This window comes from Prosthecobacter sp., from assembly GCF_044236155.1.
Classification (GTDB): Bacteria; Verrucomicrobiota; Verrucomicrobiia; order Verrucomicrobiales; family Verrucomicrobiaceae; genus Prosthecobacter.
The window spans coordinates 23,779-46,959 of the sequence record NZ_JBIIHA010000008.1 but is presented as its reverse complement, the minus strand read 5'-3'; the positions used below and the strand labels follow the sequence as shown (position 1 = coordinate 46,959).

At 61.1% G+C, this 23,181-nt stretch carries 22 protein-coding genes; 14 read left to right on the top strand and 8 right to left on the bottom strand.

The window, feature by feature from the left end; genetic code table 11:
* Positions 1-12 precede the first annotated feature (12 nt).
* Positions 13-840, top strand: a complete 828-nt coding sequence (locus ACILSE_RS09065) for a hypothetical protein (protein WP_395717058.1) — start codon at positions 13-15, stop codon at positions 838-840.
* Positions 841-852: 12 nt separating this feature from the next.
* Here the strand turns inward: ACILSE_RS09065 and ACILSE_RS09060 are convergent, their stop codons facing one another.
* Positions 853-1,485 carry an FHA domain-containing protein gene (locus tag ACILSE_RS09060; RefSeq protein ID WP_395717057.1) on the bottom strand — a complete coding sequence of 211 codons (633 nt, stop codon included), beginning with the start codon at positions 1,483-1,485 and terminating at the stop codon, positions 853-855.
* A 135-nt stretch (positions 1,486-1,620) separates the two neighbouring features.
* Here ACILSE_RS09060 and ACILSE_RS09055 point away from each other — a divergent pair, with 135 nt between their 5' ends.
* Positions 1,621-2,085, top strand: coding sequence for a hypothetical protein (locus tag ACILSE_RS09055; protein WP_395717056.1), 465 nt, complete (start codon positions 1,621-1,623; stop codon positions 2,083-2,085).
* Here the strand turns inward: ACILSE_RS09055 and ACILSE_RS09050 are convergent, their stop codons facing one another.
* Complete coding sequence (locus ACILSE_RS09050) at positions 2,086-3,093, bottom strand: metallophosphoesterase (protein ID WP_395717055.1); 1,008 nt, start codon at positions 3,091-3,093, stop codon at positions 2,086-2,088. It abuts the gene before it with no gap.
* Between the two features lie 149 nt (positions 3,094-3,242).
* Here ACILSE_RS09050 and ACILSE_RS09045 point away from each other — a divergent pair, with 149 nt between their 5' ends.
* Positions 3,243-5,261 carry an ATP-dependent DNA helicase gene (locus tag ACILSE_RS09045; RefSeq protein ID WP_395717054.1) on the top strand — a complete coding sequence of 673 codons (2,019 nt, stop codon included), beginning with the start codon at positions 3,243-3,245 and terminating at the stop codon, positions 5,259-5,261.
* On the opposite strand, the gene ACILSE_RS09040 is transcribed toward ACILSE_RS09045, so the two are convergent.
* Complete coding sequence (locus tag ACILSE_RS09040) at positions 5,262-6,533, bottom strand: Glu/Leu/Phe/Val dehydrogenase (RefSeq protein ID WP_395717053.1); 1,272 nt, start codon at positions 6,531-6,533, stop codon at positions 5,262-5,264.
* A gap of 91 nt (positions 6,534-6,624) precedes the next feature.
* On the opposite strand from ACILSE_RS09040, the gene deoC reads away from it, so the two are divergent.
* Positions 6,625-7,563, top strand: a complete 939-nt coding sequence (gene deoC, locus ACILSE_RS09035) for a deoxyribose-phosphate aldolase (protein ID WP_395717052.1) — start codon at positions 6,625-6,627, stop codon at positions 7,561-7,563.
* A 431-nt stretch (positions 7,564-7,994) separates the two neighbouring features.
* Positions 7,995-9,728, top strand: a complete 1,734-nt coding sequence (locus ACILSE_RS09030; RefSeq protein ID WP_395717051.1) for an Hsp70 family protein — start codon at positions 7,995-7,997, stop codon at positions 9,726-9,728.
* Here the strand turns inward: ACILSE_RS09030 and ACILSE_RS09025 are convergent, their stop codons facing one another.
* From ACILSE_RS09025 to ACILSE_RS09005, 5 genes are all read right to left on the bottom strand, one after another.
* Positions 9,729-10,715 carry a hypothetical protein gene (locus ACILSE_RS09025; RefSeq protein WP_395717050.1) on the bottom strand — a complete coding sequence of 329 codons (987 nt, stop codon included), beginning with the start codon at positions 10,713-10,715 and terminating at the stop codon, positions 9,729-9,731.
* Between the two features lie 211 nt (positions 10,716-10,926).
* Complete coding sequence (gene nadB, locus ACILSE_RS09020) at positions 10,927-12,531, bottom strand: L-aspartate oxidase (protein WP_395717049.1); 1,605 nt, start codon at positions 12,529-12,531, stop codon at positions 10,927-10,929.
* Positions 12,532-12,576: 45 nt separating this feature from the next.
* Complete coding sequence (locus ACILSE_RS09015) at positions 12,577-13,698, bottom strand: aldo/keto reductase (RefSeq protein WP_395717048.1); 1,122 nt, start codon at positions 13,696-13,698, stop codon at positions 12,577-12,579.
* Positions 13,699-13,811: 113 nt separating this feature from the next.
* Positions 13,812-14,939: an undecaprenyldiphospho-muramoylpentapeptide beta-N-acetylglucosaminyltransferase gene (gene murG / locus ACILSE_RS09010; protein WP_395717047.1), complete on the bottom strand. Its 1,128-nt coding sequence runs from the start codon at positions 14,937-14,939 to the stop codon at positions 13,812-13,814.
* Positions 14,940-15,048: 109 nt separating this feature from the next.
* Complete coding sequence (locus ACILSE_RS09005) at positions 15,049-15,192, bottom strand: hypothetical protein (RefSeq protein WP_395717046.1); 144 nt, start codon at positions 15,190-15,192, stop codon at positions 15,049-15,051.
* A gap of 26 nt (positions 15,193-15,218) precedes the next feature.
* On the opposite strand from ACILSE_RS09005, the gene ACILSE_RS09000 reads away from it, so the two are divergent.
* The 9 genes from ACILSE_RS09000 (at position 15,219) to ACILSE_RS08960 (ending at position 23,135) form a co-directional block, all read left to right on the top strand.
* Positions 15,219-15,563: an STAS domain-containing protein gene (locus ACILSE_RS09000; protein ID WP_395717045.1), complete on the top strand. Its 345-nt coding sequence runs from the start codon at positions 15,219-15,221 to the stop codon at positions 15,561-15,563.
* Positions 15,564-15,574: 11 nt separating this feature from the next.
* A complete protein-coding gene (locus ACILSE_RS08995; RefSeq protein WP_395717044.1) occupies positions 15,575-16,321 on the top strand; it encodes an MlaE family ABC transporter permease in 747 nt (248 codons plus the stop codon).
* A complete protein-coding gene (locus ACILSE_RS08990; RefSeq protein WP_395717043.1) occupies positions 16,321-17,205 on the top strand; it encodes an ABC transporter ATP-binding protein in 885 nt (294 codons plus the stop codon). Before ACILSE_RS08995 ends, ACILSE_RS08990 begins: the two co-directional genes overlap by 1 nt.
* The gene (locus tag ACILSE_RS08985; protein WP_395717042.1) at positions 17,202-18,386 is read left to right on the top strand and encodes an MlaD family protein; all 1,185 of its coding nucleotides are present in this window, start codon (positions 17,202-17,204) and stop codon (positions 18,384-18,386) included. The genes ACILSE_RS08990 and ACILSE_RS08985 overlap by 4 nt, the downstream gene beginning before the upstream one ends.
* A complete protein-coding gene (locus ACILSE_RS08980; protein ID WP_395717041.1) occupies positions 18,379-20,049 on the top strand; it encodes a SpoIIE family protein phosphatase in 1,671 nt (556 codons plus the stop codon). The genes ACILSE_RS08985 and ACILSE_RS08980 overlap by 8 nt, the downstream gene beginning before the upstream one ends.
* Before the next feature lie 40 nt (positions 20,050-20,089).
* Positions 20,090-20,749 carry a lysophospholipid acyltransferase family protein gene (locus tag ACILSE_RS08975; RefSeq protein ID WP_395717040.1) on the top strand — a complete coding sequence of 220 codons (660 nt, stop codon included), beginning with the start codon at positions 20,090-20,092 and terminating at the stop codon, positions 20,747-20,749.
* A gap of 10 nt (positions 20,750-20,759) precedes the next feature.
* Positions 20,760-21,266 (top strand): hypothetical protein, encoded by a 507-nt coding sequence (locus tag ACILSE_RS08970; protein ID WP_395717039.1) that lies wholly within the window; start codon positions 20,760-20,762, stop codon positions 21,264-21,266.
* 7 nt (positions 21,267-21,273) lie between these two features.
* Complete coding sequence (locus ACILSE_RS08965; RefSeq protein ID WP_395717038.1) at positions 21,274-21,843, top strand: pseudouridine synthase; 570 nt, start codon at positions 21,274-21,276, stop codon at positions 21,841-21,843.
* Between the two features lie 68 nt (positions 21,844-21,911).
* Positions 21,912-23,135, top strand: coding sequence for an aspartate kinase (locus ACILSE_RS08960; RefSeq protein ID WP_395717037.1), 1,224 nt, complete (start codon positions 21,912-21,914; stop codon positions 23,133-23,135).
* Positions 23,136-23,181: the final 46 nt, after the last annotated feature.

Here is a 23,181-nt window from a genome sequence, read left to right as displayed (position 1 = left end):
GATTTCTAAAACATGAAGACACCCTCTGTTCCCGTCAGACTTGGCATTTTGAGCCTGCTTTTTACCAGCCTGACCGGCTGCGCGGAGCCAACGGGCCGTGCTCCGCAGGCCTCTGGCGGTGCTGCCGCGGCCCTTTCCAGCGCTCAAATCGACCGTGTGGGCCGGCGCATCTGGCAAAACGAGTGCGGCGGCACCGTTGCAGGGCTGACGAGCTGGAACGCGGGTGAGAGCTTCGCTTCCCTCGGCATCGGGCATTTCATCTGGTATGCCCAGGGGCAAAATGGGCCGTTTGAGGAAAGTTTTCCGCCGCTGGCCGCCTTCCTGGCCGCGAGAGGTCATGCGGTGCCGGGCTGGATGCGTGGAAGCTGCCCGTGGCCGGCGAAGGCCGCCTTCGACGCGGACAAAAACGGCGCGTGGCAGCAGGAACTCCGCACTTTGCTGGGCCGTACGGTGCGGGAGCAGACGGAATTCATCATGCAGCGGATGGAACGGGCGCTGCCGAAGATGCTGGCGCAATCACCGAATCCAGAAGGGGTGCGCCGTGCCTTTGACGGCCTGAGACAAACTCCGGAGGGCATGTTCTGCCTGATCGACTATGTGAATTTCAAAGGGGAAGGCACAAGCGCCAAGGAGCGCTACCGCGGTGAGGGCTGGGGACTCCTGCAAGTGCTCGAGGGCATGACGAGTCAGAAGGCGGTGTGGAATTATCCCGGCGAATTCGCCGAATCCGCCAAACGAGTGCTCAGCCGCCGCGTGGCGAACTCGCCGCCCGAGCGCGGCGAGAAACGCTGGCTCGCAGGCTGGCACAACCGCTGCGAAAGCTACAAGCAAGGGCTTTGACCCTGGCTTAGGCTAGTCCTCCTTCCGCTCGATCTTGATCTTCGGCATGGTGCCGAAAATCTTGTCGAGCGTGTCGCTGACGATGTTGCCGTTCATCTCCTTCGAGTGACGCATCGCCAGGCCGACCATGAAGGCGATCGCAAACAAGCCGGTCACGATGATCGATGTCATGCAGCCGCTTTCCGTCGTGTCCGGGTAACTGCTAGCGGACTTGGCGCCATAGGCGCGGCGCACCGGGCTGAGGGGGCGGCCCGAGGGAGCGGGTTTGGGTTCGTCGTTCGCGGCCGGCACGGGAGCTGGCAGGGATTTGCCGAGGCGTGGAGGGGCGACCGGCTTCTCCTCCAGCACCTTGGGCGGATCACCGGCATAGAACACAGCCTGCACGTCGCCGAAGCCCACGCGGTCGCCGTCCTTGAGCAGCGCCTCCTCGATCTCGGCGCCGTTGACGCGGGTGCCGTTGCTGGAATCGAGATCATGGACGTAGTAGCCGTCCTCGCGTTGCTTGATCACCGCATGCCGTCCTGAGGAGGACGGACAGGTGAGCTGCACGATGCTCTCCGGGTGACGCCCGATGGTGGTCACTTCGTTTTCCAGCTTGTGGACGAGCGTGTTGCCGTCCTCCATATAAAAGACTACCGAGGCCATGAAAAAGGGGGATTTGGAGAGTAATGAAACCGTTGATTCAGACGACGAACACGAACCTTGGAACAGAAACTTGGGATTTTCCTGATGCAACGGCTATGTTCGCATGAGAGAGTAAATCAGTTCTCTTCCTTTGCCATGCGCTTCTTTGCCGCCCTGCCAAGCCTCACGTCCGCCGCCGTGTTCGCCGTTTCATTGCTACTCACCTCCTCATGGCTGCGGGCCGACGACCAGGACGAGGCCGAAAAAGCCGCGCATGCCCTGGCCTACGACCAGGAGAACGAAGGTTATAACATCCGCGCCGAGGGCTGGGTGCGCCTGCTTGAACCGAAGCTCGGCAAGGCCACCCGCATGCAGCTCTACAAGGGCAATGAATACTGCTTCTGCGTCGCCGTGCCGCGAAAGTCCGGCGTGCACATCACCGGCGCCGTGCTCGACCTGGAGGGCAAGCCCGCCGGTGAGATCCTCCCCGTGATCGACGGCTGGGGTTTTGTGCTTTTCTACAAGCCGAAGAAAACCGGCATGTACATGATCGCCATCCACCAGACCGACAAAGGCAAGCGCAAGGAAGTGCCTGTCGTCATGGTCACGGGTTACAAATGATCAGCCGATGGCAAAGCTGCCGTCCGCCCTCTTCGTCACCGTGTGCAGCGCCGCGCCATCGGCGGAGTGATGCGTGAAGATCAGCGAGTCGGCCGTGATTTGCAGGTGCGTGAAGCCGTGGATGTCCTTCCCGAAGGGCATCTTGCGTTCATTTGGCATCTTGCGCGTGCTCGCGCCCCCACCGCCGGAGAGCAGGTGCGTCGTGAAGCGTCCCTTCATTTCCAAATGCTGCAGGTCATGATCGTGGCCGCAGAGATAGGCATGCACCTTGTGCTCCTGAAACAGCGGCTCCCACTGCGCCAGCAGTGCCTTCGTGTCGCCGTGGGACCCATTCGAGTAGAGCGGATGATGTCCCACCGCGATGGTGAACGGCGCGCGCGGCTTCACCAGCTCCGCCTTCAGCCAGGCGAGCTGTTCCTGCTCCTCCGCTTTTGTCAGCGAGCTGCGCGGCGTCTTTTTCTTCTTGTCGATCCCGCCTGACACTGCCGGAAGATTGCTGTCCAGGCAGATGAAGGTCACGAGCGGCTTGTCCTGCGGCCCGAGGTCGAAGCGATGCCACTTCGCGGGCATTTTCCAGCGCACCCCTGCCTTCTGCGCATACGCGAGCTGCACCTTCTCGCCACCCGGATTGTCGTGGTAATCGTGATTCCCCAGCACCGGCCACATCGGCCCCGGAAACACGCTCGCCGGATACATGTCCTCGATCTCCTTCTTCCAGCGCGGCGACTCCGTGCTGAAGCCCGCCTTGTCCAGGCTGTAAAAATTGTCGCCCAGCAGCAGCAGGCCGGCAGGTTTGATGCCCTTGTCCGCGACAAACTTCTGCATCGCCGCGGCCACCGTCTGCTGATCCTTTCCTCCCGTGCCGAAGTCGCCGATCATGAGCAAATGCAGCGCCTCCTTGGCAATTTCAGCGCTGGCACGATCCGGGCGGATGTTCAAGGCGAGAGCAGCAGACGAGCAGAACAGCGTTTGAATGGCGCGACGGCGGGAGAGGGGAGCATTTTTCATCACCGGCCATCAACGTGAGCTTTCGGGGCTGTTTCACACCCAATTTCAGCGCGGAAACCCGGCTGCTGCGGTCGATTTCAAATCGATTCGCCAAATCGCGAAAAAATCTTTGCCCCCCACCCGTCGCCCTCTGCTATCAAGCGCCTCACATGTTTTACGTCGCTGAAGACCATGAAGAAGGCAGCCAAGCGCCGCGCCGGAGTCATCCGCCGCTCGCGCCACGCATGCGTCTGGCGTTTTCGGAGGACGGAAAGCTGTCTGAGTCGCCGCAGTTCGAATACCGTCCGCAACAGCAGCGCATGGCGGAGCTGGTGGGCGCGGCGCTCGATGGCAACCACGCGCTCGTGTGCGAGGCGGCGACGGGTGTCGGCAAGTCGCTCGCCTACCTCGTCCCCGCCGTCACCTTCGCGCTGGAGCAGAAGCGGAAGGCCATCATCTGCACGCACACGATCAACCTGCAGGAGCAGCTGATCACGAAGGACATTCCCATCGTGAAGCAGATCGTCGGGCCGTTTCACGCCGAGATTTTGAAGGGCCGCGGCAATTACATCTGCCCCACGCGCCTCAAGCGTGCCCTCAACGAGTCTGGCGATCTCTTTTCCACATCCGAGGCCTCCGAACTCAAGCTGCTGCTCGACTGGGTGGCCGAAACCGAGGACGGCACGCTCAGCGATCTCGACTTCAGCCCCAGCGCCCGCGTGTGGTCGCTCGTGTGCAGCGAGCCGCATGCCTGCACGCCGCGCCGCTGCCCGCCCGGCAGCCGCTGCTGGTATCAGGACACCCGCCGCCGCATGGAGGCCGCGGATGTCATCGTGCTGAATCACACGCTGTTCTTCACGCTGCTCGCCTCCGCAGACGAGACGCTCACCGAGGACTGCAATTTCCTCTTCCCGCGTGACTTCGTCATCCTCGACGAGGCCCACACCATCGAAAACGTCGCCGCACGTGCCTTCGGACTCCACATCAGCGAGTCCAATCTCAAGTTCGACCTCGGCCGCCTGCACAACCCGAAGACGCGCAAGGGCTTCTTCCAGCTCGTCGGCGACAAGGATGGTGTGCGTGAGGTTTTGCAGACGCTGGACAGTGTGGACACCTTTTTCCGTGCCGCCGAGGCGAGCTGCAAGTTCAACGCCCTCGGTCGTGAGTTCCGTGTGCGCGAGGCGGGCCTCGTCGAAGACTCGCTTTCGCTCCCGCTGCAACGCCTCGCCCTCCGCGCCCAAAAAGCTGGCGATGCCGTGGACCGAGAAGGAACCAAGCTTGAGCTTCACGATCTCGCCAAGCGGCTCACCGCCATCCGCGTTGGCCTGAAAGCCTTTCTTGATCAGGAAAACGAGGATCACGTGCATTGGGTCGAGCGCACCGGCGCGGATCATCGCGCCATCAGCTTCCACACCGCGCCGGTCGATGTCTCGCCGCGTCTGCGGCAGATTTTTTTCGCCAGCCACAAGGCCTGCGTCTTCACCAGCGCCACGCTTGGCATCGGCGATGACGAGGAACTGAGCTACTTCCGCAACCGCGTCGGTGCTGATGAGGCGCGCGCCGCATGCATCGAGAGCCCGTTTGATTTCAAGAAGCAGATGAAGCTCTATCTGCTCAAGAAGATGCCCCAGCCGTCCGACCCCGGCTACCTCGACCAGCTTGAGCACTGGATCACGCATTTCATCGACCTCAGCATCGGCCGCGCCTTCGTCCTGTTCACCAGCTACAGCCAGATGACCTCGCTGGCGGACAAACTGGAGGCCCATTGCGAGAAACGCGGCTGGCGCTTGCTCGTGCAAGGCCGTGGCATGCCGCGCCATCAAATGCTCGCCGAGTTCAAAAACGACACGCACAGCGTGCTCTGCGGCACCGACAGCTTCTGGACCGGTGTGGATGTGCCTGGCGAGTCGCTGAGCAACGTCATCATCACACGCCTGCCCTTTGCTGTGCCCGATCATCCGCTCACCGCCTCACGCATCGAGCATCTCGAAGAGCAGGGCCTCAACGCCTTTACCGAATACAGCGTGCCGGAGGCCATCCTGAAGCTGCGTCAAGGTGTCGGCCGCCTCATCCGCACCGCCACCGACAAAGGCATCTGCGCCATCCTCGACAACCGCATCCTCACCAAGCCCTACGGCCGCGCCTTCCTCGCGTCCTTGCCGGAATGTCCGACGGAAGTGATGGGATGATCACGGAAACAATCCGCGGATCGTCTTGGCCTCATGCACGCGCTGGATGCCGAGGCTGAGCGCGGCGAAGCGCATGCTGACCTTGCGCTTCTTCGCGAAGTTCACGGTCTGCATGAACGACTGCTCCAGGATGCGGTAGAGCTTGCTCATCACCTCGCCCTCATCCCAGAAGAAGCTTTGCAGATCCTGCACCCACTCGAAGTAAGAGACGATCACGCCGCCGGCGTTGCACAGGATGTCGGGGATCACGAAGATCTCCGGCCGCTGGGCGATGATCGCGTCCGCCTCAGGCGTCGTCGGACCGTTCGCGCCTTCGGCGAGGATGCGGCACTGGATTTTCGACGCGTTTTCGACTGTGATCTGCCGTTCCAGAGCGGCGGGAACGAGAATATCACAGGGTGTTAGGAGCAGTTGCTCATTCGTGATCGCCTCACCCCCGTCGAAACCGACGACGCTCTTCGTTTTGGCGACATGCTCGTCGAGTTTGGCGAGGTCAATGCCCTTAGCGTTGTAAAGTCCGCCAACCGCATCGCTCACGGCGATGATTTTGATGCCCTGGCGTGCCATCGTGCTCGCGGCGATGCTGCCCACGTTGCCATAGCCCTGCACGACCGCTGTGGCTCCGTTGGCGGGTATGCCAATCGTGTCCATCGCTCGTGAAACCAGGTAAGCCACGCCGCGCCCCGTCGCTTCACGACGTCCGAGTGATCCGCCGAGGCTCACCGGCTTGCCCGTGACGACCGCAGGCACGCAATGACCGCTTTGCAGTGAGTAAGTGTCCATCATCCACGCCATGGTCTGCTCGTTTGTGCCCATGTCTGGCGCGGGAATGTCGATCTGCGGGCCAATAAAGGGAATCAACTCCTGCGTGTAGCGCCGCGTCACGCGCTCCAGCTCGCCGGTTGAAAGCTCGCGCGGATTGCAGGTCACGCCGCCCTTGGCACCGCCATACGGCAGGCCGGTCAGCGCGCATTTCCAGCTCATCCACATCGCCAGCGCGGCGACTTCACCGAGCGTCACCTCAGGATGGAAACGCACGCCGCCTTTCGTCGGGCCGAGTGTCAGGTGGTGCTGCACGCGGTAGCCCATGAAGACCGTCGTGCTGCCGTCATCACGCCGCACGGGCATCGCGACACTGACACTGCGCTTCGGAAGCTTCAGGCGGTCACGCGCATTCACCGGGATGTCGAGGAAATCGGCCACCAGGTCGAACTGCTGGCAGGCCATGCGGAAAACGGGGGTGTCATACACCGGGGGAATCATGCTGCTCATGGTGACAATGATTACGTCACGGGATTCCTTTTCGTCATGCACAAAAATTGGCTTCTTGACAGCATGCCCTGCCGCCAAGCAACATCGCAGCATGCCCGCCGCCAAAGCGCCCGCCAGCTTCCGCCGCCTCTTCGATGAGATCGGCACGGTCGATCACGTCGGAATCGAGGAACGGGTGGCGAAATACACCACCCGCAGCATTAAAAAGAAGTCCAAGGTCTTCGGCCTGCGTCTCGCCGTTTCGATGGTCGATCTGACCACCTTGGAAGGCAAGGACACGCCCGGCAAGGTCGCCTCGCTCTGCCAGAAGGCGATTTCCCCGCACGACCAAGGCGACATCCCGCAAACCGCCGCCGTCTGCGTTTATCCCGCGATGGTGAAGCACGCGAAAAAGCACGTTGGCGGCACCAAAGTGAAGATCGCTTCCGTCGCCACTGCGTTTCCGTCGGGTCAGGCTCCGCTCAAGACACGTCTCGCTGAGGTTCACGCTGCCGTGAACGACGGCGCCGATGAAATCGACATGGTCATCAATCGTGGTGCTTTCCTCGCCGGCGAATTTGGCCGCATGCAGGATGAAATCGCCGCCGTCGTCGAAGCCTGTGGCAAGGCCACGCTGAAGGTCATTCTCGAAGTCAGCGAACTCGAAACCTATGACAACATCCGCGCCGCCAGCTTCCTGGCGATGCGCGTGATCCGTCCAAACGACTTCATCAAGACTAGCACCGGCAAAACGTCCTCAAACGCCACGCTCGGCAACAATCAGGTCATGCTGGAGGCCATCCGCGATCATTTTCTCGCCACCGGCGTGCCCATTTCCATGAAACCCGCCGGCGGCATCCGGACCGCGAAGCAGGCGCTGCATTTCCTCATCGCCGTCAATGAAACCCTCGGCGACGAGTGGCTCAACAACCGCCGCTACCGTTTCGGCGCGTCGGCATTGCTGAACGACCTCGTCCGTCAGCTCGAAAAAGAGCGCACGGGCGCCTACCAAGCTCCGTGGAACTTCAGCGAGGCGACGGAGGGCTACTGATCATGCATGCCATGGTTCTCGCAGTCGCTCCTGAATGGGTATTTGCCATCCCCCTTCTGACGCTTGTTCCATGGGCACTACTAGACTCCAAGCCGGGGATTAGTGTCGCTGGTGGGCTCCAGGCAATTTTCATTCTTGGTGCTGTCTTTTGGAGTCTTTGCCGACTTTGGAAACGCCCGAGTGCAGGTACTGGTTTGGTGTTTGGCTTATCGTATCCTTTTGCGACGCTGATATCAAACACGGTGGCCTTCATAACAATGCGGAATCTCCTTCACTGATTAAGGGTGTGCTAAATCCCCCTTTTATATTTAGGACCAATAAATTCAGCAAACTCGGACTAGGTGATTTGTGGGAGTTTGATTTGGAGACGGCAGGCCTTGCGTTTGCAGAAATGTCCTTGCTGATCTTGTTGGCCGCGTAGAACGAAACACATGCAATCCTCCCCCATCCTTGGCATCGACCTCGGCACGACGAACTCCCTCGTCGGCGTGGTGGACAGCGGCTTTCCGATCCTGCTGGCGGATGAAAATGGCAGCCGCAGCACGCCAAGCGCCGTTTGCATCGCCGAGGATGGGGAAATCACCGTTGGCGCTCCCGCGTTGCGGCAGCGGGCCTTGCAGCCCACCCGCACGATCACCTCGGTGAAGCGTCTCATCGGCCGCAGGCCCGGAGAGTCGGGCTGGAGGCCGCCTTACGACCTCAGCGACCTGAAAACAACCCCTGTCGAGATTTCGGCGGAGATTTTGAAACACTTGAAGGCCGTCGCCGAGCGGGCGCTGGAGCAAAGCGTGTCGAAAGCGGTCATCACGGTGCCTGCCTACTTCAATGACGCGCAGCGCAATGCCACGAAGCAGGCCGGGGAACTCGCCGGACTCGAAGTCGTGCGCATCTTGAGCGAGCCGACTGCCGCGGCACTGGCCTACGGCCTCGACAAGCTCGGCGAGCATCAAAAGGTGGCCGTCTATGACCTCGGCGGCGGCACGTTTGACATTTCCGTGCTCGAAATGCGCGAGGGCGTCTTCCAGGTGCTTTCCACCGCCGGTGACACGCAACTCGGCGGCGACGATCTGGACCGCATGCTGGCCGTTTTCATCGCGGAGAGGCTGAATTTGCCGCCTGGTGACATCCGCGTGATCGAAGGTGCCGAAATGGTCAAAAAGCGCCTCTCGAGCGAGGAAACGACCTCCTTCAACGGCCTGGACATCACCCGTGCTGAACTCGAAAAAATCGCGAGACCCTGGATTGAACGCACGCGTGTCCATTGCCTGCGAGCCTTGAGCGATGCGAAGATCAAACCGGAGGAACTTGATGAAGTCATTCTCGTCGGCGGCAGCACGCGCATGCCCCTGGTGCGCGATTATGTGCGGGAAATCTTCCGGCGTGAGCCAAACACCTCGCAGAACCCCGACGAGGCCATCGCGCTCGGCGCTACGATCCAGGCCGGCATCCTCGGCGGCAGTCTGCGACAGGTGTTGCTGCTCGATGTCACGCCGCTCTCGCTCGGCATCGAGACCTTCGGCGGCTTGATGAACATCATCATTCCGCGCAACACCACGATTCCTGCGAAAGCCGGGGAGATGTTTACCAATGCCGTCGCGAACCAGGATTCGATGCTCATCCGCATTCTTCAGGGCGAGCGAGAGCTAGCGAAGGACAACTGGGAACTCGGACGCATCGAGGTTCCTTTTCCTCCCGGTCCGAAAGGCAGCGCTCGTGTCGGCGTGCAGTTCAGCCTGGACGCGGATGGCATTTTGAAGGTGCTCGCCCGCGATACTGCTACGAACACGGACACCATGCTCGAAATCCGCGGCACCGCGGTCGATGTCGAAGACGAGCGCGTGGAGCAGATGATCGCCGAGAGCGTGGATTATGCCTTCGAGGACATGAACGAGCGCATCTGGACCGAGGCGAAGCTCAAAGCCGAGGAACTGCTGCCCGCCGTGGATGCCGCGCTCGCGCAGCTCGGTGATATGATCAGCCATGAAGAGAAGCAATCCGTCCTCCAGCATGCGGTGGAAGTGCGGAAGCTGCTTGATTCACCATCTCACGACGCAAAGGCGCTCAAAACGGCCACGCAGCATCTCGACGACGCCACCCAATCTCTCGCGGTAATGCTCATCGACCGTGCGATGGAGGAATCGCTGGCTAGGCGCGGTCTGGTGTGATCAGCGCACGGCTCCGGTGCCGTTTTGCTTGAAGTATTCGTCGCGGGCGCGGCGGAGTTCCTCAAGTCGGGAGGAAATGGCGCTGTGCTCGCGCTCCTTGTCGATCTTCTGCTGGCGGACGAAGTGGTTGTTGTCGCCGAAATTGCGCCACGGACCGGCGGGCACCTCGCTCACATCAACGAAGCGCCAATCGCACCGGGACATGCTTTTCAGGCCGAGATAATCACGGATCGCCGGGGAGATGTCGATGCCGGCGCTGTTGTTGCTGGTGTTCTTCGGACGGGCGGAGCCGAACACATACTCGTGGTCGTCCGTGACGAACGGGCCGCAATCTTCCCACTGCGCGTAGCACACACGGTTGCCATGCCGGATGGCCACCCACTGCCCTTTGAGAACGGTCTTGCCGGAACGGCTGTAGCGCTGCTTGAACCATGGAATGACCTTGGATGCCTCGGGCTTGTGCGAGTTGTAGTCGATCACATCATTGTAAGGCAGCGCGACGTAGAAGGGATTTTGTTTGGGTGTAAAACCCTCGGGGGTGAAGAAATCCGTGCGCTTCGTCGGGTCCGGGTCGTCGTACCCGCCGAAGTTCTCCATCCACTTGGTGTCCCAGGAACTTTTGTCGTTGGGCGTGGGGTTGTTTTCTGTCGGCTCCTCGCCCACCCAGAACACTGTGGCCACAATGTCGAGTTTCCATGGATAACGTGCGTAACCGAGATGCGGCATCGATTGAGCGCTGAAATTGGGCAGCGAGGAGGCGATGGACCGCGGCTGCGGCTCGGCCCTTGTGGCTGGCGGCGCGTCAGCTTTTGGCGCGGAGGCGGGGGCTTGTTTGACACTCTTTGTGGCCACAGGCGCACCATCGCGCTTTTTCAGCGCCGCCACGGCCCCAGTCGCAGAAACTGAGGAGGCTCCCTGACCATGGGCCGACAAAGCCGCAGCCAGGGAAGCAGCGGCGAGCAGGCATGGAAAACGTCCGGCAGGCATGGGGTTGGGCGGTGGTTGAGGGAATTGTAGCAGCTTCACGCAGCGAACTGCAATCTCTTATTGATGAAGGCGCGGCCGAAGTTCCCGTTGAATCCAAAGGTTTGGAATCCTGAAGCACTTCTTCATAAGCGGGGACAGGCGGTCGCGGCCCTTGTTCAAAAAACAGGCGTAGATAGGAGCATTCTGCCCCAGGCAAAGAGCGGTAATAATCTCAATAACGCCGCAGCATCGTGTCCGCAGGCGGCCGCGTGTCGTCGGTCTTTGGATAATCAAGCGTGTAGTGCAGGCCGCGACTCTCGTGCCGCCGGATGGCGCACTCGACGATGAGGGAGGCGGTTTCGACAAGGTTGCGCAGTTCCAAAATCTCGCTCGTGACGCGGTTGTTCCAGTAAAATTCCTGCACCTCGCGCTTGAGATTCCGCAGGCGGGCGGCAGCGCGTTGCAGGCGCTTGTTTGTGCGCACGATCGAGACGTAGTCCCACATCAGGCGGCGGATTTCGTCCCAGTTGTGGTAGATGACGACGAGCTCGTCATTCTCGACCACCCCGCTGACCTGCCAGGGGCGCAGCTCGTAGCTTTGTTCCGCCATTTTTCCGGCCGGAATCTTTTTGAGCAGGTGCGCCACAGAGCGCTGGGCGGTGACGCAGCACTCCAGCAAGGAGTTGCTCGCGAGGCGGTTCGCGCCGTGCAGGCCGGTGCAGCCGACCTCGCCCACCGCACACAGTCCGCGGATGTTGGTGGCCCCGTTCACATCGGTCAAAACGCCGCCGCATTGGTAATGCGCCGCTGGAACGACCGGAATCGGCTCCTTCGTGATGTCGATCCCGACCTCCAGGCAGGCCTTTTGGATGTTTGGGAAGTGATGCGCGATGAAGTCCGCCGGCTTGTGGCTGATGTCGAGATAGACGCACGGGCCGCCGGTGCGCTTGATCTCGTGGTCGATGGCACGGGCCACGATGTCACGCGGCGCGAGCGAGCCGCGCTTGTCGTAGCGGTGCATGAACTCCTGGCCGTCTTTGCCGATCAGCCGCGCGCCTTCGCCGCGCATGGCCTCGGTGATCAAAAAGGATCGCTTCTGGGGATGATACAGGCAGGTCGGATGGAATTGGATGAACTCCATGTTCGAAATCGTCGCCCCGGCACGCCAGGCCATCGCCACACCGTCGCCGGTCGCCACGCGTGGGTTCGTCGTGTAAAGATAGACACGTCCGCAGCCGCCGGTGGCCAGGATAACTCGATCCGAGCGAAAAGTGTGAACATCGCCCGTGATCTCATCAAGCACGTAGAGTCCGAGCACGCGATCCTCGGAGACGAGTCCGAGCTTGGCCGTCGTGATGAGGTCGATCGCGTAATGATTCTCGTAGATCTTGATGTTTGGCTTCGCACGAACGGCTGCGAGCAGCTTTTCAGTGATCTCACGACCCGTGGCATCAGCGGCATGCAGCACACGACGAGCCGTGTGGCCGCCTTCTTTGGTCAGGTCGAACTCCAGGTGCCCGCTCTCCGACTCACGCTGGTCGAAATGCACCCCCCAATTCACGAGTTCGGCGATCCGTGCCGGCCCCTCGCTGACAATCGTGCGCACTGCAGCTTCTTTGCACAAACCGGCCCCCGCAATGAGCGTGTCGCTCACATGCTTCTCGATGGAGTCATTCTCGGCCGTGACGCAGGCGATGCCGCCCTGCGCCCAGTTAGAATTCGAGTCGAGCGCGCCTTTTTTTGTGATCATCACCACATTGCCATGCTCCGAGGCATGCAAAGCCGCGCTAAGGCCGCCCGCGCCGGTGCCGACAATGATGAAATCGGATTCGATCATGAGCGGCCTCTGTCGTCTTGAAAGGACGGTGATGCAACCGATGCGTCACCAGGTCCAACGCAGGCCAAAACTGCCGGCGAGCGCCATGAGGTCGTCGCGCATCGCCCATTCGTCGGCGCGGGGCTCCATGTCGGCGGGATGGCGCTGGCTGGCTCCCTTCAGGGCCATGCAGCCGGTGTTGTCGCCAATTTGACGGATGGTTTCGATCTCTTCTTTGCTCAGGCACTGATCCGGCAGTGCGGCGAGCTCGTCGAGCTTGCTCTCGATGGTGCGAGCGCCTTCGCCGTGCTCCTGGATGAGCGTGGGGACGACGCTTTTCACGGCGGTGTTCCCCAAGGTCCACAAGCAGGCGAGCTGCAGCATGGTGAGGCCGTGCTTTTGGGCGATGGGGCGCACTTTTTCGAGGCGCTCCACGCCATGCTCGATCCACTCGCCGGGGCGATGCGTGCGGTGATCGCCATCGCGGAACTTGTGGCCGGGCTTCACGTCATCATGGAAGAGACCGCCGTAGTCCACCACGCGGGCGAGGATATCGACCTTGTTCTTTTCAGCGGCAGCGAGCACGTGCTGGCCGGGCCAGGGCTCGAAGGGATTCAAGATGATCATCGCCCAGTCCATGCGGTCGCCGTAGCGCTCGAAGCACTCGATCATGTCGAGCGTGAAGCCGTTCGCGGGTCCGGGAGCGATGCCGAGGCGCTCGGTGAGGCCTTCGTCGCGTATCTTGGTGAAGGCGTCCCACACCTTTTCGCTCGTGTAGCTGATGCTGTCCGGGTTGTGGAGCATGAGCAGGTCAAACTTCGAGGTCTGACAGCGCTCGAGGCTCTTCTCTGTGGCCATCTTGAGGTAGTCGTAATACTTCTCCGGTCCGCGCAGCGAGGGATCGGTGAAGCGCGGGTAGCCTTTGGATCCCTGGCGGATGCCTTCGTAAATGTCGTGGCCCACGATGCCGACGAGGCAGTATTCCTCACGCGGGATGCCTTTGAGCGCCTCGCCCAGCAACGCATCTGCACGCCCCACGCCATACACATCCGCGGTGACAAAGGTGCGCACGCCTTTGGCGAAGGAGTCACGCATGAGCTGCATGTAATGCTCCTCGGAGAGTTGTTCGCCGTAGTGCATGAAGCGGCCGCCGCTCCAGGTGCCGTAAGCCGTGCGTGTTAGATTCATAAGTGGTCGGGTTGGGATTTGAGGGGCAGATACATAGCGACTCCGCCCCGTGTTTCAAACAGGGATGCTTCCGTTCCGGCTTGAGGCACAGAAAATGGCAAGATCGGCAAAATTTACGCCGCATGGGCCTTTTCGGCTTCTTTGACGATCAGGTCGGCGATTTTCTCCGCGGAGTTCTTCACTGCGAGCTTCTGCGCCGCCTTTTTCATGTCACCGGCTTTGCGGGAATCATTCACAATGCTGCGCACCGCGTCGGCGAGCGTTTCCGCGTTCAGATCGCTCTCACGGATCAGCCTGGCCGCGCCTGCCTTGTCGAAAATCTCCGCGTTGCGCGTCTGGTGATCCTCGGCGGCATACGGATAGGGCACCAGCAGGCTCGGCACGCCGAAGTAGGCGAGTTCCGACATCGACGAGGCCCCCGAACGTGCGATGGCAAGATCAGCGGCGCGATAAGCGAGATCCATGCGATGGCAGAATGCCGCGACGTGCTGCTTCAGCATCGGGATCTTCGCATAAACATCACGCACCTCCTCGTAGTCGGTGGGTCCTGCGATGTGCAGCACCTGAATGCCCATTTTTTCGAACTGCTCGAGCGCCTGCCCCACCGCGCGATTCACGCCACGAGCCCCCTGGCTCCCGCCCATGACGAGCAGCGTGCGCTTGTCTTTGTCGAGCTTGAAGAACGCGCGCGGGTCATCGCCGTTCAGGTGCTTCATGCTGCTGCGGATCGGCGTGCCGACGACACGCACGTCGCCATGCTTCGGGAAGTGTTCTTTGCACGCGTCGAGCCCGCACAGCACGATGTCGCTGAAACGGGCGTTCAGGCGGTTCGCCTTGCCGGGAATGGCGTTGCTTTCGTGAATGAGCGTGCGGCAGCCCTCCTTGCGGCCGGCATACAAAGGCGCGAACGACGTGAAGCCGCCCATGCCGAGCACCACCTTCACATCATGGTCGCGGATGATCTTCCGGCATGCCTTGGTGCCCTGCCACAGGCCCTTGAGGAAGCCGATCATCTTCGGGGACCACGGCTTCGGCATGGCGAGGAACGGCATTTTCTCAAATCGCAGCTCCTTGTGCCCGGAAGCGGCCAGGGAGTCGATTTTCTTTTCGCTGATGAGCAGGGTGACGTCGTGGCCGCGTGAGGCGAGCACCTCACCCACGGCGATGCCGGGGAACAAATGTCCCCCGGTGCCGCCGCATGCGATGAGCACGTGGACGGACTTCGAATTTTTCTGTTTCACTGAGAATCAAAAGGCTGAAATGGGTTGAGCCGGAGATGCTTCGCGGGTCCCGTTTGACCCTGGCGGAGAACCAGCCGGCGGCACGATCAAAGCAGCGAAGCGTCCATGTTCAAGCCAACAGTGCTGAATCACAGCCGCCGCCGGCTTTTCCTTTGTCCCTCTTTCCACGCCGTCGGGTTTCGTGGAAAATTTTAGCCGTGGAACGGAGCAGTTTGGTTTTTGTCTGGTCAAACGTCATGGCGAGGGTGATCATGGCCATCCCTAGACCGCCCTGTCTGCATGAAACCCACTGTCCGCACCCATTCCAACGCCACTGTCATCGAACTCGAGGGCGAGGCCGATCTCGCGACGGTGCCCGAGTTTCAAAAGATCGTCCGCGAGCAGATGAAGGCAAAAGTCCAGCGCCTTATCATCGACTTCTCGAAGGTCACCTTCGTCAACACGCCCGTCTGGGCCGTCGTGGTCGAGTATTTCCAGCATGCGAGCGGAGCGGGGACCGAATTCGTGCTCACCGGCATTCAGGGGCGCGTGGAGGCATCGTTCAAGATCGTCCGGCTCGGTGATTTCATCGCAACGCTTCCCTCGGTGGATGACGCTCTTGCCGCCGCGACGCTTGGAAGATAATCGCCGCCCTCATGATCGCTGCCTTCCGCCAATACTTCGCTTTGTGCGGTGATCTTCTTTATTGGCTTGTTGTGGCCCCTTTTCTTGGAAAGCCGTGGCGGATGGGCCATACTTTCGCCCAGATCGTGCGCATCGGTGTGCATGCGGTGCCGATGTCGGCGCTCACCGCGATGACCATCGGGGTGGTGCTGGCGATGCAGTCTGCCGCGCAACTCGCGAAACTCGGAGCGACGATGTACGTGCCCGGCCTAGTCTCCTCCAGCCTCGTGCGCGAGCTGGCGCCGCTGATCACGGCGGTGATCGTCATCGGCCGCAGCGGCTCCGCGGTCACGGCGGAGCTGGGCACCATGAAAGTGTCCGAGGAAATCGAGGCGCTGGAGGTTATGGCGATTCCGCCGATGTCCTGGCTGATCGTGCCGCGTTTCCTCGCGATGGTCATCATGCTGCCGCTGCTCACCGTGTTCGGCATTTATGTCGGACTGGCCGGCGGCTGGCTGATAAGCCACTTTTCGCTGCACATGAGCACGCCCTACTTTGTCAGCCACGCACTGGAATATGTCGAATTACGGGATGTCGGCATCGGCATGCTCAAAAGCGGTGTTTTCGGCGTGCTCATCATCACCATCGCGTGCAGCATCGGTTTAAACGTGACCGGCGGCGCGGAGGGCGTCGGTCTGGCGACGACACGCTCCGTGGTGGTCTCCTTGCTGACTGTCTTCATCGCGAACGCCCTGCTCACCGCGTTGTTTTTCTTCTGATGTCTTCCGGAATACCAGATCCTGCCGCACGCGAGCCGATCATTGAGGTCGATTCGCTCGTGCGGCATTTTGGGAGGCAGACCGTGCTCAATGGCGTGAGCTTCAAGGTCTATGAAGGCGACACCTTTGTCATCATGGGCGGCAGCGGCTGCGGGAAGAGCACGCTGCTGCGTCATCTCATCGGCACCGAGAAACCCACCTCCGGCAGCATCAAGATTTTCGACCGTGAGATCACCACGATGCGTGACGGCGAACTCCAAAAGCTGCGCGGCCGCTACGGCATGCTGTTTCAATCCGGTGCGCTGCTGCAGTCGCTCAGTGTCGCGGAAAACGTGGCGCTGCCGCTCGTCGAGCACACGAGGCTCGATGCAGGATTGATCGACACTGTGGTCAAAATGAAGCTGGAGCAGGTCGGTCTGACCGGTCACGGCCACAAAAAGCCCTCTGAAATCAGCGGCGGCATGAAAAAGCGCGCCGCTCTGGCCCGTGCGCTCGCGCTCGACCCGCCGCTTGTCTTCAGCGATGAGCCGACCGCCGGACTCGACCCGATCATGACCGCGGTGGTGGATGAACTGACCCAGCGCCTCACGCAGAAAATCGGCGCGACCGTTGTCGTCGTCACGCATGACATGAACAGCGTCTTCCGCATCGGCACGCGGATCATCATGCTCGGCACTGGCCCCAATCAGGGCAGGATCATCGCGCAGGGCACGCCGGAGGAGATTCGCGCGAATCCAAACCCCGCCGTGCAGCAGTTCATCAACGGCGAGGCCGAAGGCGACGCGGGTGACGACTCCGGCGAGCTTCTCTATCTTGAAACATTGCTTGGCGGCAGCGAGACCGGCAGGTATTCACGCACGGCCATCCTTTCTACCAAGTCATGAAAAACAAGCACGACGCCACCGTGGCCACGCTGGTCATCCTTTGCTCCCTGGTGCTGCTCGGGGCGCTGATCTTCGCGATTTCAGGCGATCCGTGGCAGAAGCCTCATTTGCGGTTCTCCGTCGACTTCGAGGATGTGACCGGCCTGCACCGCAATTCCAACGTGCTGCTCTCCGGCTCGAAGATCGGCGTCGTGGAGCGCATCGAGCATCTCGCGCCTGCCGACCGGCTCGTTTCGCACCGGCCGGTTCGCGTCCACATCTCGGTTCTGGAGAAGGCGGACGTGCCCGCGCATGTGAAAGTGGTCATCAGCGCCGAGTCCATCCTTGGTGAAAAGCACATCGGCCTCGTGCGCGAGGACGATGACGGCGGCCTGCTGGCGGACGGCGCGAAACTCACCTCCGACAGCCTCGGCAGCATGCTGGAGATGCTGCTTCCCGGCGGCGACGTGCTCATCGCGAACCTCAAGTCCATCACCGCCGACATCAAAAAAATCACCGACCCTCTCGGCAAGGGCGATGCCGCGCAGAAGATCACTGATTCGCTAGCGAACATCGAGACCTTCACCGATGAACTCAAAAACGTCTTCGCCGGCGACGGCAAGACACCCGGATTCGGCCAGAAGCTCAATACCGTGGCCGACAAGCTCGAAGAAACGGCCACAGGCATCCAGGAACTCGTGCAGGGGCCGAAGGGCGCGGCGGACAAAGGCCTCGCCAAACGTGCGGACGCCGTGTTCGCAAATCTGGAGACGTTTTCCAAGGAGCTGAACGCCACCATCGCCGGTGTTGAGGGCAAACCAGGCCTGCGGGCGCGCATCGAAGAAATCACGGCGGATATGCACAAGCTCCTCGCTGGCGGCGAGGGGGCTTCGGGCCCCGGCTTGGAGAAGAATCTCGACACGACGATGAAGAAGATCCACACGCTGGTCGAGGAGATGAGCGCGCTCGTCATTTGGGGCGAGTACATCACCGGCACGCTCGCGGAGAAGCCCAATCGTCTGATCTTTGGCAACAAGGAGAACGACGTGCCGACCAAGGAGCAGATCATCGAGCACATGCGCCGCTCGAAGGAACCTTATCCTGTGCGCATCAAGGAGCTCGATTCCGGCGCGAAACCCGAGCCGCCCATGTCCGAGTCGAAAAAGAAAAGCATCCTCGAATACTTCAAACGCCGTGAGTAACCCGCAGCCCATCGCTTCACGCCAGAACGTGCTGATTGACGTGGCGCGTCGTTTGAGCAGCACGCAGAATCCTTCCGAACTGGTGGATCACATTCTTCAGCGTTCACGCGAGGTGATGGACTGCGAAGTTTGCTCGATCTTGCTGCCTGACGGCCCGAATGACGATCTGCGCATCCGCTCCACGCTGGATCCGATCAATGCGATGGAGGTGCGTGTGCCGAAAGGGAAGGGGATCGCCGGGGATGTCTTTGCGACGAAAAAAACCGTCAACATCGAGGACGCGTTGAACGATCCGCGCCATTTTCGCCCCGCTTCCGACAAAACAGAACTCGTCACGCGGGCAATGGTCACGATCCCGCTGCTCGACGGTGATCGCTGCCTCGGCGTGATGCAGGCGATCAACCCAAATCATGGCGCTGCCTTCAACACGCTAGACGTGGAGATGTTCGAGACTTTCGGCAGTCTTATTGCCGTGACATTGCTGCGGCTCGAATCGCAGAAGAAGGCCATCCAGGAAGCTGAAAACCGCCAGCAGCTCTCCTTGGCCAAGGAAATCCAGAATTCGTTTCTGCCTGCGCCGCAGGTGCGGTTGGGTGACATCGCCGTGGAGAGCTTTTATGAGCCAGCGAGTGAGGTGGGCGGCGACTTTTACTTCTGGCACCAGATTGACGATGGCAAGATCCTCCTCGGCGTCGGCGACGTGTGCGGCAAAGGGCTGCCTGCCGCGCTCGACATGGCGCGGGGCACCACCTTGATCGCCTCCACCGCGCATCTGTGTGTTTCGATGAACCTCGCCGAATGGATGGCGGCGCTGAACAAGAAGCTCTGCGGCGTGATGAAGGCGGGACGCTTCATCGCCATCAACGCGATGCTCATCTGTCCGAAAACACGCCGCGTGAGGCTCTGCTGCGCCGGCTTGCCGGGCGCGCAGCTTTACGACGGCAAAGCTTGGCGGGAGGCCGCTGCGCCGGGAAACGCGCCGCTCGGCATCGCTTCCGCCGCACGTTATGCGGAATGCGTGCTGCCTTTGAGCGCCGGCCGCCACTGGATGCTCTTCACAGATGGCATCCTCGAGGTGCAGAACAGCGCCGGGGAATATTTTGAGGACGGAGCCTTTGCAGCCGCGCTCCAGGAGGCGGATGGTGGCGACGATTTTCTCCAGCACCTGGTGGGAAAATGGCGTTCGTTCGCGCAGGGCGCGAGTTATCAGGACGACGCGACCGTGCTGACCATCACAGATCATGCCGAGCCGCCGCCTGCACGGCTCGATCTGAGCTGCCAGCCGGACACGCTGCGTCTCGTGCGCGAATTCATCGACTCCTGGGCCGCCTGGCATGCGCTGCCGGATGATGTCACCGGGCTCATCGTGCTCGGTTGTGACGAGGTGATGAGCAACATCTGCAAGTACGCCTACTGCTCCACCAGCGCCGAGCGTCCGGCCTGCTGTCGGTTCGAATCGGACGCGGGTGCGGTGCGCATTCTCATCGAGCATCACGGCGAGGGCATCACCAACGAGGATTTCGAAAAACTCGTCGCCCCGCCTTCCACCGGCCAGCGCATCGGCGGACTGGGCCTGCATGTGATCCGCGAGATTTTCGACCGTGTTGATTTCCGCCTGGAGGAAGGCAAATCGGTGATCGAGTTGGTGAAATCGCTGTCCTGAGGTTGCCGCATTCACTGATCGCGCCAAAGGTGCGCGCCACATGGCCAGAATCCGCATCAAAAACGTCGGCAAGATCATCGCATGGCTCATGCGCGGCATCGGTGCCACGCTGCGCTGGGAAGTGCGCGACGAGGCGGGTGTTTTTGATGCCGCACGCAAAGGCTGGATCTGGTCGTTCTGGCATAATCGCATGTTTCTGATCCCGTGGCTGCATCACGAGTGGTTTGCGAACGTGCCAGGCACCATTTTGACCAGCCCGAGCGGAGACGGCCAGATCATCGCCGACGTGTGCGAAAGCTTCGGCATCGAGGCCGAGCGCGGATCGAGCTCCAAACCGGAGAAAGGCATGAGCGCGCTCATCGCTCTCGCCAAAAAGTCGAATGAGGGCTACGAGATCGGCATCACGCCCGACGGTCCGCGTGGGCCGTTGCACCGTGTGCAGCCTGGGATCATCAAGCTCGGACAGCTCACCGGAACGCCCATCATTCCCGTGCATTTGTACTACAGTCATGCAATCAAGTTCAAGACCTGGGACGAGTTTCTCCTGCCCCTGCCCTTTGCGAAGGTCACCATCGTCTTCGACAAGCCGCACCCCATCCCGCGGCGCATGACGGAGGAGGAGTTTGAGCGGCAGAGGCTTGCGTTGGAAGATGTGATGAGGTTTGGAACCAGTCTTGAAAATCTCCAGCGCGCCCGCTAGCCTCCGCGGCATGGACACACTCTCCGTCCGCTGCAACCATTGCGGCGCGCCTCTTCAGGTCGCGGGCAGCACGCGCTTCGTCACCTGCCAGTTCTGCCAGAGCAGCCTGGAGGTGAAGCGCACGGGTTCATCGGTCTTCACGGAGGAAGTCGCGAAGATCGCCGAGAATACGGGGAAAATGGCGGAGAGCCTGGATGTGATGAAGCTACAACAAGAGATTGAGACTCTGGACCGGGAGCACCCCGAAGAACACGCTGCCATATTCAACGTCCTAGGTTCGCGAGCTTTCGGGGCGTGGGTCGCGCTGATAGTGGTAGGACTCGTCATCGTTCTAGGCCCGCTCTTGAGCTCATCGCAGAAAGCAGGGCCAGCAATTGGCGGGACCCTACTCGTCATAGGCATCGTGGTTTTGGGCCGGAAAGCGATGCGGTTTCTTACCGACAAGGCCGCTGCGTCTGCCTACGGACAACGCCGGGCAGAACTGACGCGCAAGCTGAACGAACTCACCAAAGGCTGATCTCGGAATGCTGCTGGCGTTTTACAAGCCCTTCGACGTGCTCTCGCAGTTCACGCAGGAGCATCCCTCGCACCGCACTCTCGCTGAATTTGGCTTCCCGCCGCATGTTTACCCGATCGGGCGGCTGGATCGCGATTCGGAGGGACTGCTTCTGCTCAGCGATGAGGCGAAGTGGAATGACCGCTTGTTGAATCCACGTCATTCGCATCCGCGGACTTATCATGCGCAGGTCGAGGGCGAGGTCAGCGACGAAGCGCTGCGGAAACTGCGTTCCGGGGTCGATTTGAAGGAATTCCGGACATTGCCATGCCGGGCAGCACTGCTGGAGGCTGAACCAGCGCACCCGCCGCGAAATCCGCCGATCCGTTTTCGCCAAAACATCCCCACGAACTGGATCGAGCTCACTCTGACCGAGGGCAAAAATCGCCAGGCACGCCGCATGACGGCGGCGGTTGGTTTTCCGACGCTGCGGCTCGTCCGCGTGAGCATCGGCGGTCTCAAACTCGCCAATTTGGGGCTGGTGCCCGGCCAGTGGCGGGAACTGACGCGGACGGAGCAGCAGACGCTCGGGGTCTGAGGGCCATTTCCGTCCTTGCGCACCCCGCCCGCCATGCCATTTTCCGCGCCCTTTCCCCCAACCCCAGCATGGCCCTCATCGTCCAGAAATATGGCGGCACGTCCGTCGGTAATCCCGAGCGCATCCGCAATTGCGCGCGCCGCATTTTGGAAACGCAGCGCGCGGGCAACCAGGTGGTCGCCGTTGTTTCCGCCATGTCCGGCGTGACCGACAGCCTGATCAAGCTGGCGAAGGAAGTGTCTCCTGAACGCGAACCGGTCGAACGTGAGATGGACGTGCTCCTCGCCACCGGTGAGCAGACGACCATCGCGCTCACGGCGATGGCCATCAATGCCCTTGGCGGCAAGGCGGTGTCCCTCACCGGTGCTCAGGCCGGGATTTCGACCGACCGCGTGCACACGAAGGCGCGCATCGTGAACATCACACCCGACGCGGTGAAGAAAATGCTCGATGAAGGCAATATCGTCATGCTCGCCGGCTTCCAGGGCGAGACCGCGAATGGCGAGATCACCACGCTCGGCCGCGGTGGTAGTGATTTGACCGCAATCGCCATGGCGGCGGCCATCAAGGCCGACCTCTGCCAGATCTACACCGATGTGGACGGCGTGTACACCTGCGACCCGCGTGTCGTGAAGACCGCGAGGAAAATCGAGGAGATCAGCTACGAGGAGATGCTCGAAATGGCCTCCTCCGGCTCCAAGGTGATGCAGAGCCGCAGCGTCGAGTTCGCGAACAAATTTGGTGTGCGCTTCGAAGTGCGCAACAGCATGAACAACAACCCAGGAACCATCGTGAAAGAAGAAACCCCCGGCATGGAGTCCGTCGTCGTCCGCGGCGTGTCCCTCGAGCGCAATCAGGCCAAGGTCACCATCGACGACGTCGCCGACCGCCCCGGCATCAGCGCCGCGATCTTTGGTGCCATTTCCCAGGCGAACATCACCATCGACATGATCGTGCAGAACGTCAGCTTTGACGGTATCACGGACATCTCTTTCACGCTCAGCGCCGCCGATCTGCCGAAGGCCGAGGCCGCCCTCAAGGCCGTCCTGCCGAATCTCGGTGAAAAAGCCCAGCTCCGCACCACCAGCGGCATTGCCAAGGTTAGCGTCGTGGGCATCGGTATGCGCAGCCACAGCGGCGTCGCGGCGAAGATGTTCAAGGCCCTCGCCGACGCGAAGATCAACATCCAGATGATCTCTACCAGTGAGATCAAGACCGCCGTCATCGTCGAGGAAAGCGAAGTGGAGAACGCCGCTCGCGTCGTCCACACCGCCTTCGGGTTGGATGCGTGACACCCCTGTTCCACAAGAGCAGAGCAATCGTGAGAATCAAAAACCC

What these genes read in the sequence shown, in the direction of transcription:
- ACILSE_RS08975 (WP_395717040.1), top strand. Translation starts at nt 20,090, where the DNA reads ATGGCCAGAATCCGCATCAAAAACGTCGGCAAGATCATCGCATGGCTC.
- deoC (WP_395717052.1), top strand. Translation starts at nt 6,625, where the DNA reads ATGCCCGCCGCCAAAGCGCCCGCCAGCTTCCGCCGCCTCTTCGATGAG.
- ACILSE_RS08960 (WP_395717037.1), top strand. Translation starts at nt 21,912, where the DNA reads ATGGCCCTCATCGTCCAGAAATATGGCGGCACGTCCGTCGGTAATCCC.
- ACILSE_RS09055 (WP_395717056.1), top strand. Translation starts at nt 1,621, where the DNA reads ATGCGCTTCTTTGCCGCCCTGCCAAGCCTCACGTCCGCCGCCGTGTTC.
- ACILSE_RS09005 (WP_395717046.1), bottom strand. Translation starts at nt 15,192, where the DNA reads ATGATCACCCTCGCCATGACGTTTGACCAGACAAAAACCAAACTGCTC.
- ACILSE_RS09025 (WP_395717050.1), bottom strand. Translation starts at nt 10,715, where the DNA reads ATGCCTGCCGGACGTTTTCCATGCCTGCTCGCCGCTGCTTCCCTGGCT.
- ACILSE_RS09040 (WP_395717053.1), bottom strand. Translation starts at nt 6,533, where the DNA reads ATGAGCAGCATGATTCCCCCGGTGTATGACACCCCCGTTTTCCGCATG.
- ACILSE_RS08970 (WP_395717039.1), top strand. Translation starts at nt 20,760, where the DNA reads ATGGACACACTCTCCGTCCGCTGCAACCATTGCGGCGCGCCTCTTCAG.
- ACILSE_RS09015 (WP_395717048.1), bottom strand. Translation starts at nt 13,698, where the DNA reads ATGAATCTAACACGCACGGCTTACGGCACCTGGAGCGGCGGCCGCTTC.
- ACILSE_RS09000 (WP_395717045.1), top strand. Translation starts at nt 15,219, where the DNA reads ATGAAACCCACTGTCCGCACCCATTCCAACGCCACTGTCATCGAACTC.
- ACILSE_RS09065 (WP_395717058.1), top strand. Translation starts at nt 13, where the DNA reads ATGAAGACACCCTCTGTTCCCGTCAGACTTGGCATTTTGAGCCTGCTT.
- ACILSE_RS09045 (WP_395717054.1), top strand. Translation starts at nt 3,243, where the DNA reads ATGTTTTACGTCGCTGAAGACCATGAAGAAGGCAGCCAAGCGCCGCGC.
- ACILSE_RS08985 (WP_395717042.1), top strand. Translation starts at nt 17,202, where the DNA reads ATGAAAAACAAGCACGACGCCACCGTGGCCACGCTGGTCATCCTTTGC.
- ACILSE_RS09060 (WP_395717057.1), bottom strand. Translation starts at nt 1,485, where the DNA reads ATGGCCTCGGTAGTCTTTTATATGGAGGACGGCAACACGCTCGTCCAC.
- nadB (WP_395717049.1), bottom strand. Translation starts at nt 12,531, where the DNA reads ATGATCGAATCCGATTTCATCATTGTCGGCACCGGCGCGGGCGGCCTT.
- ACILSE_RS09050 (WP_395717055.1), bottom strand. Translation starts at nt 3,093, where the DNA reads ATGAAAAATGCTCCCCTCTCCCGCCGTCGCGCCATTCAAACGCTGTTC.
- ACILSE_RS08990 (WP_395717043.1), top strand. Translation starts at nt 16,321, where the DNA reads ATGTCTTCCGGAATACCAGATCCTGCCGCACGCGAGCCGATCATTGAG.
- ACILSE_RS09030 (WP_395717051.1), top strand. Translation starts at nt 7,995, where the DNA reads ATGCAATCCTCCCCCATCCTTGGCATCGACCTCGGCACGACGAACTCC.
- ACILSE_RS08965 (WP_395717038.1), top strand. Translation starts at nt 21,274, where the DNA reads ATGCTGCTGGCGTTTTACAAGCCCTTCGACGTGCTCTCGCAGTTCACG.
- ACILSE_RS08995 (WP_395717044.1), top strand. Translation starts at nt 15,575, where the DNA reads ATGATCGCTGCCTTCCGCCAATACTTCGCTTTGTGCGGTGATCTTCTT.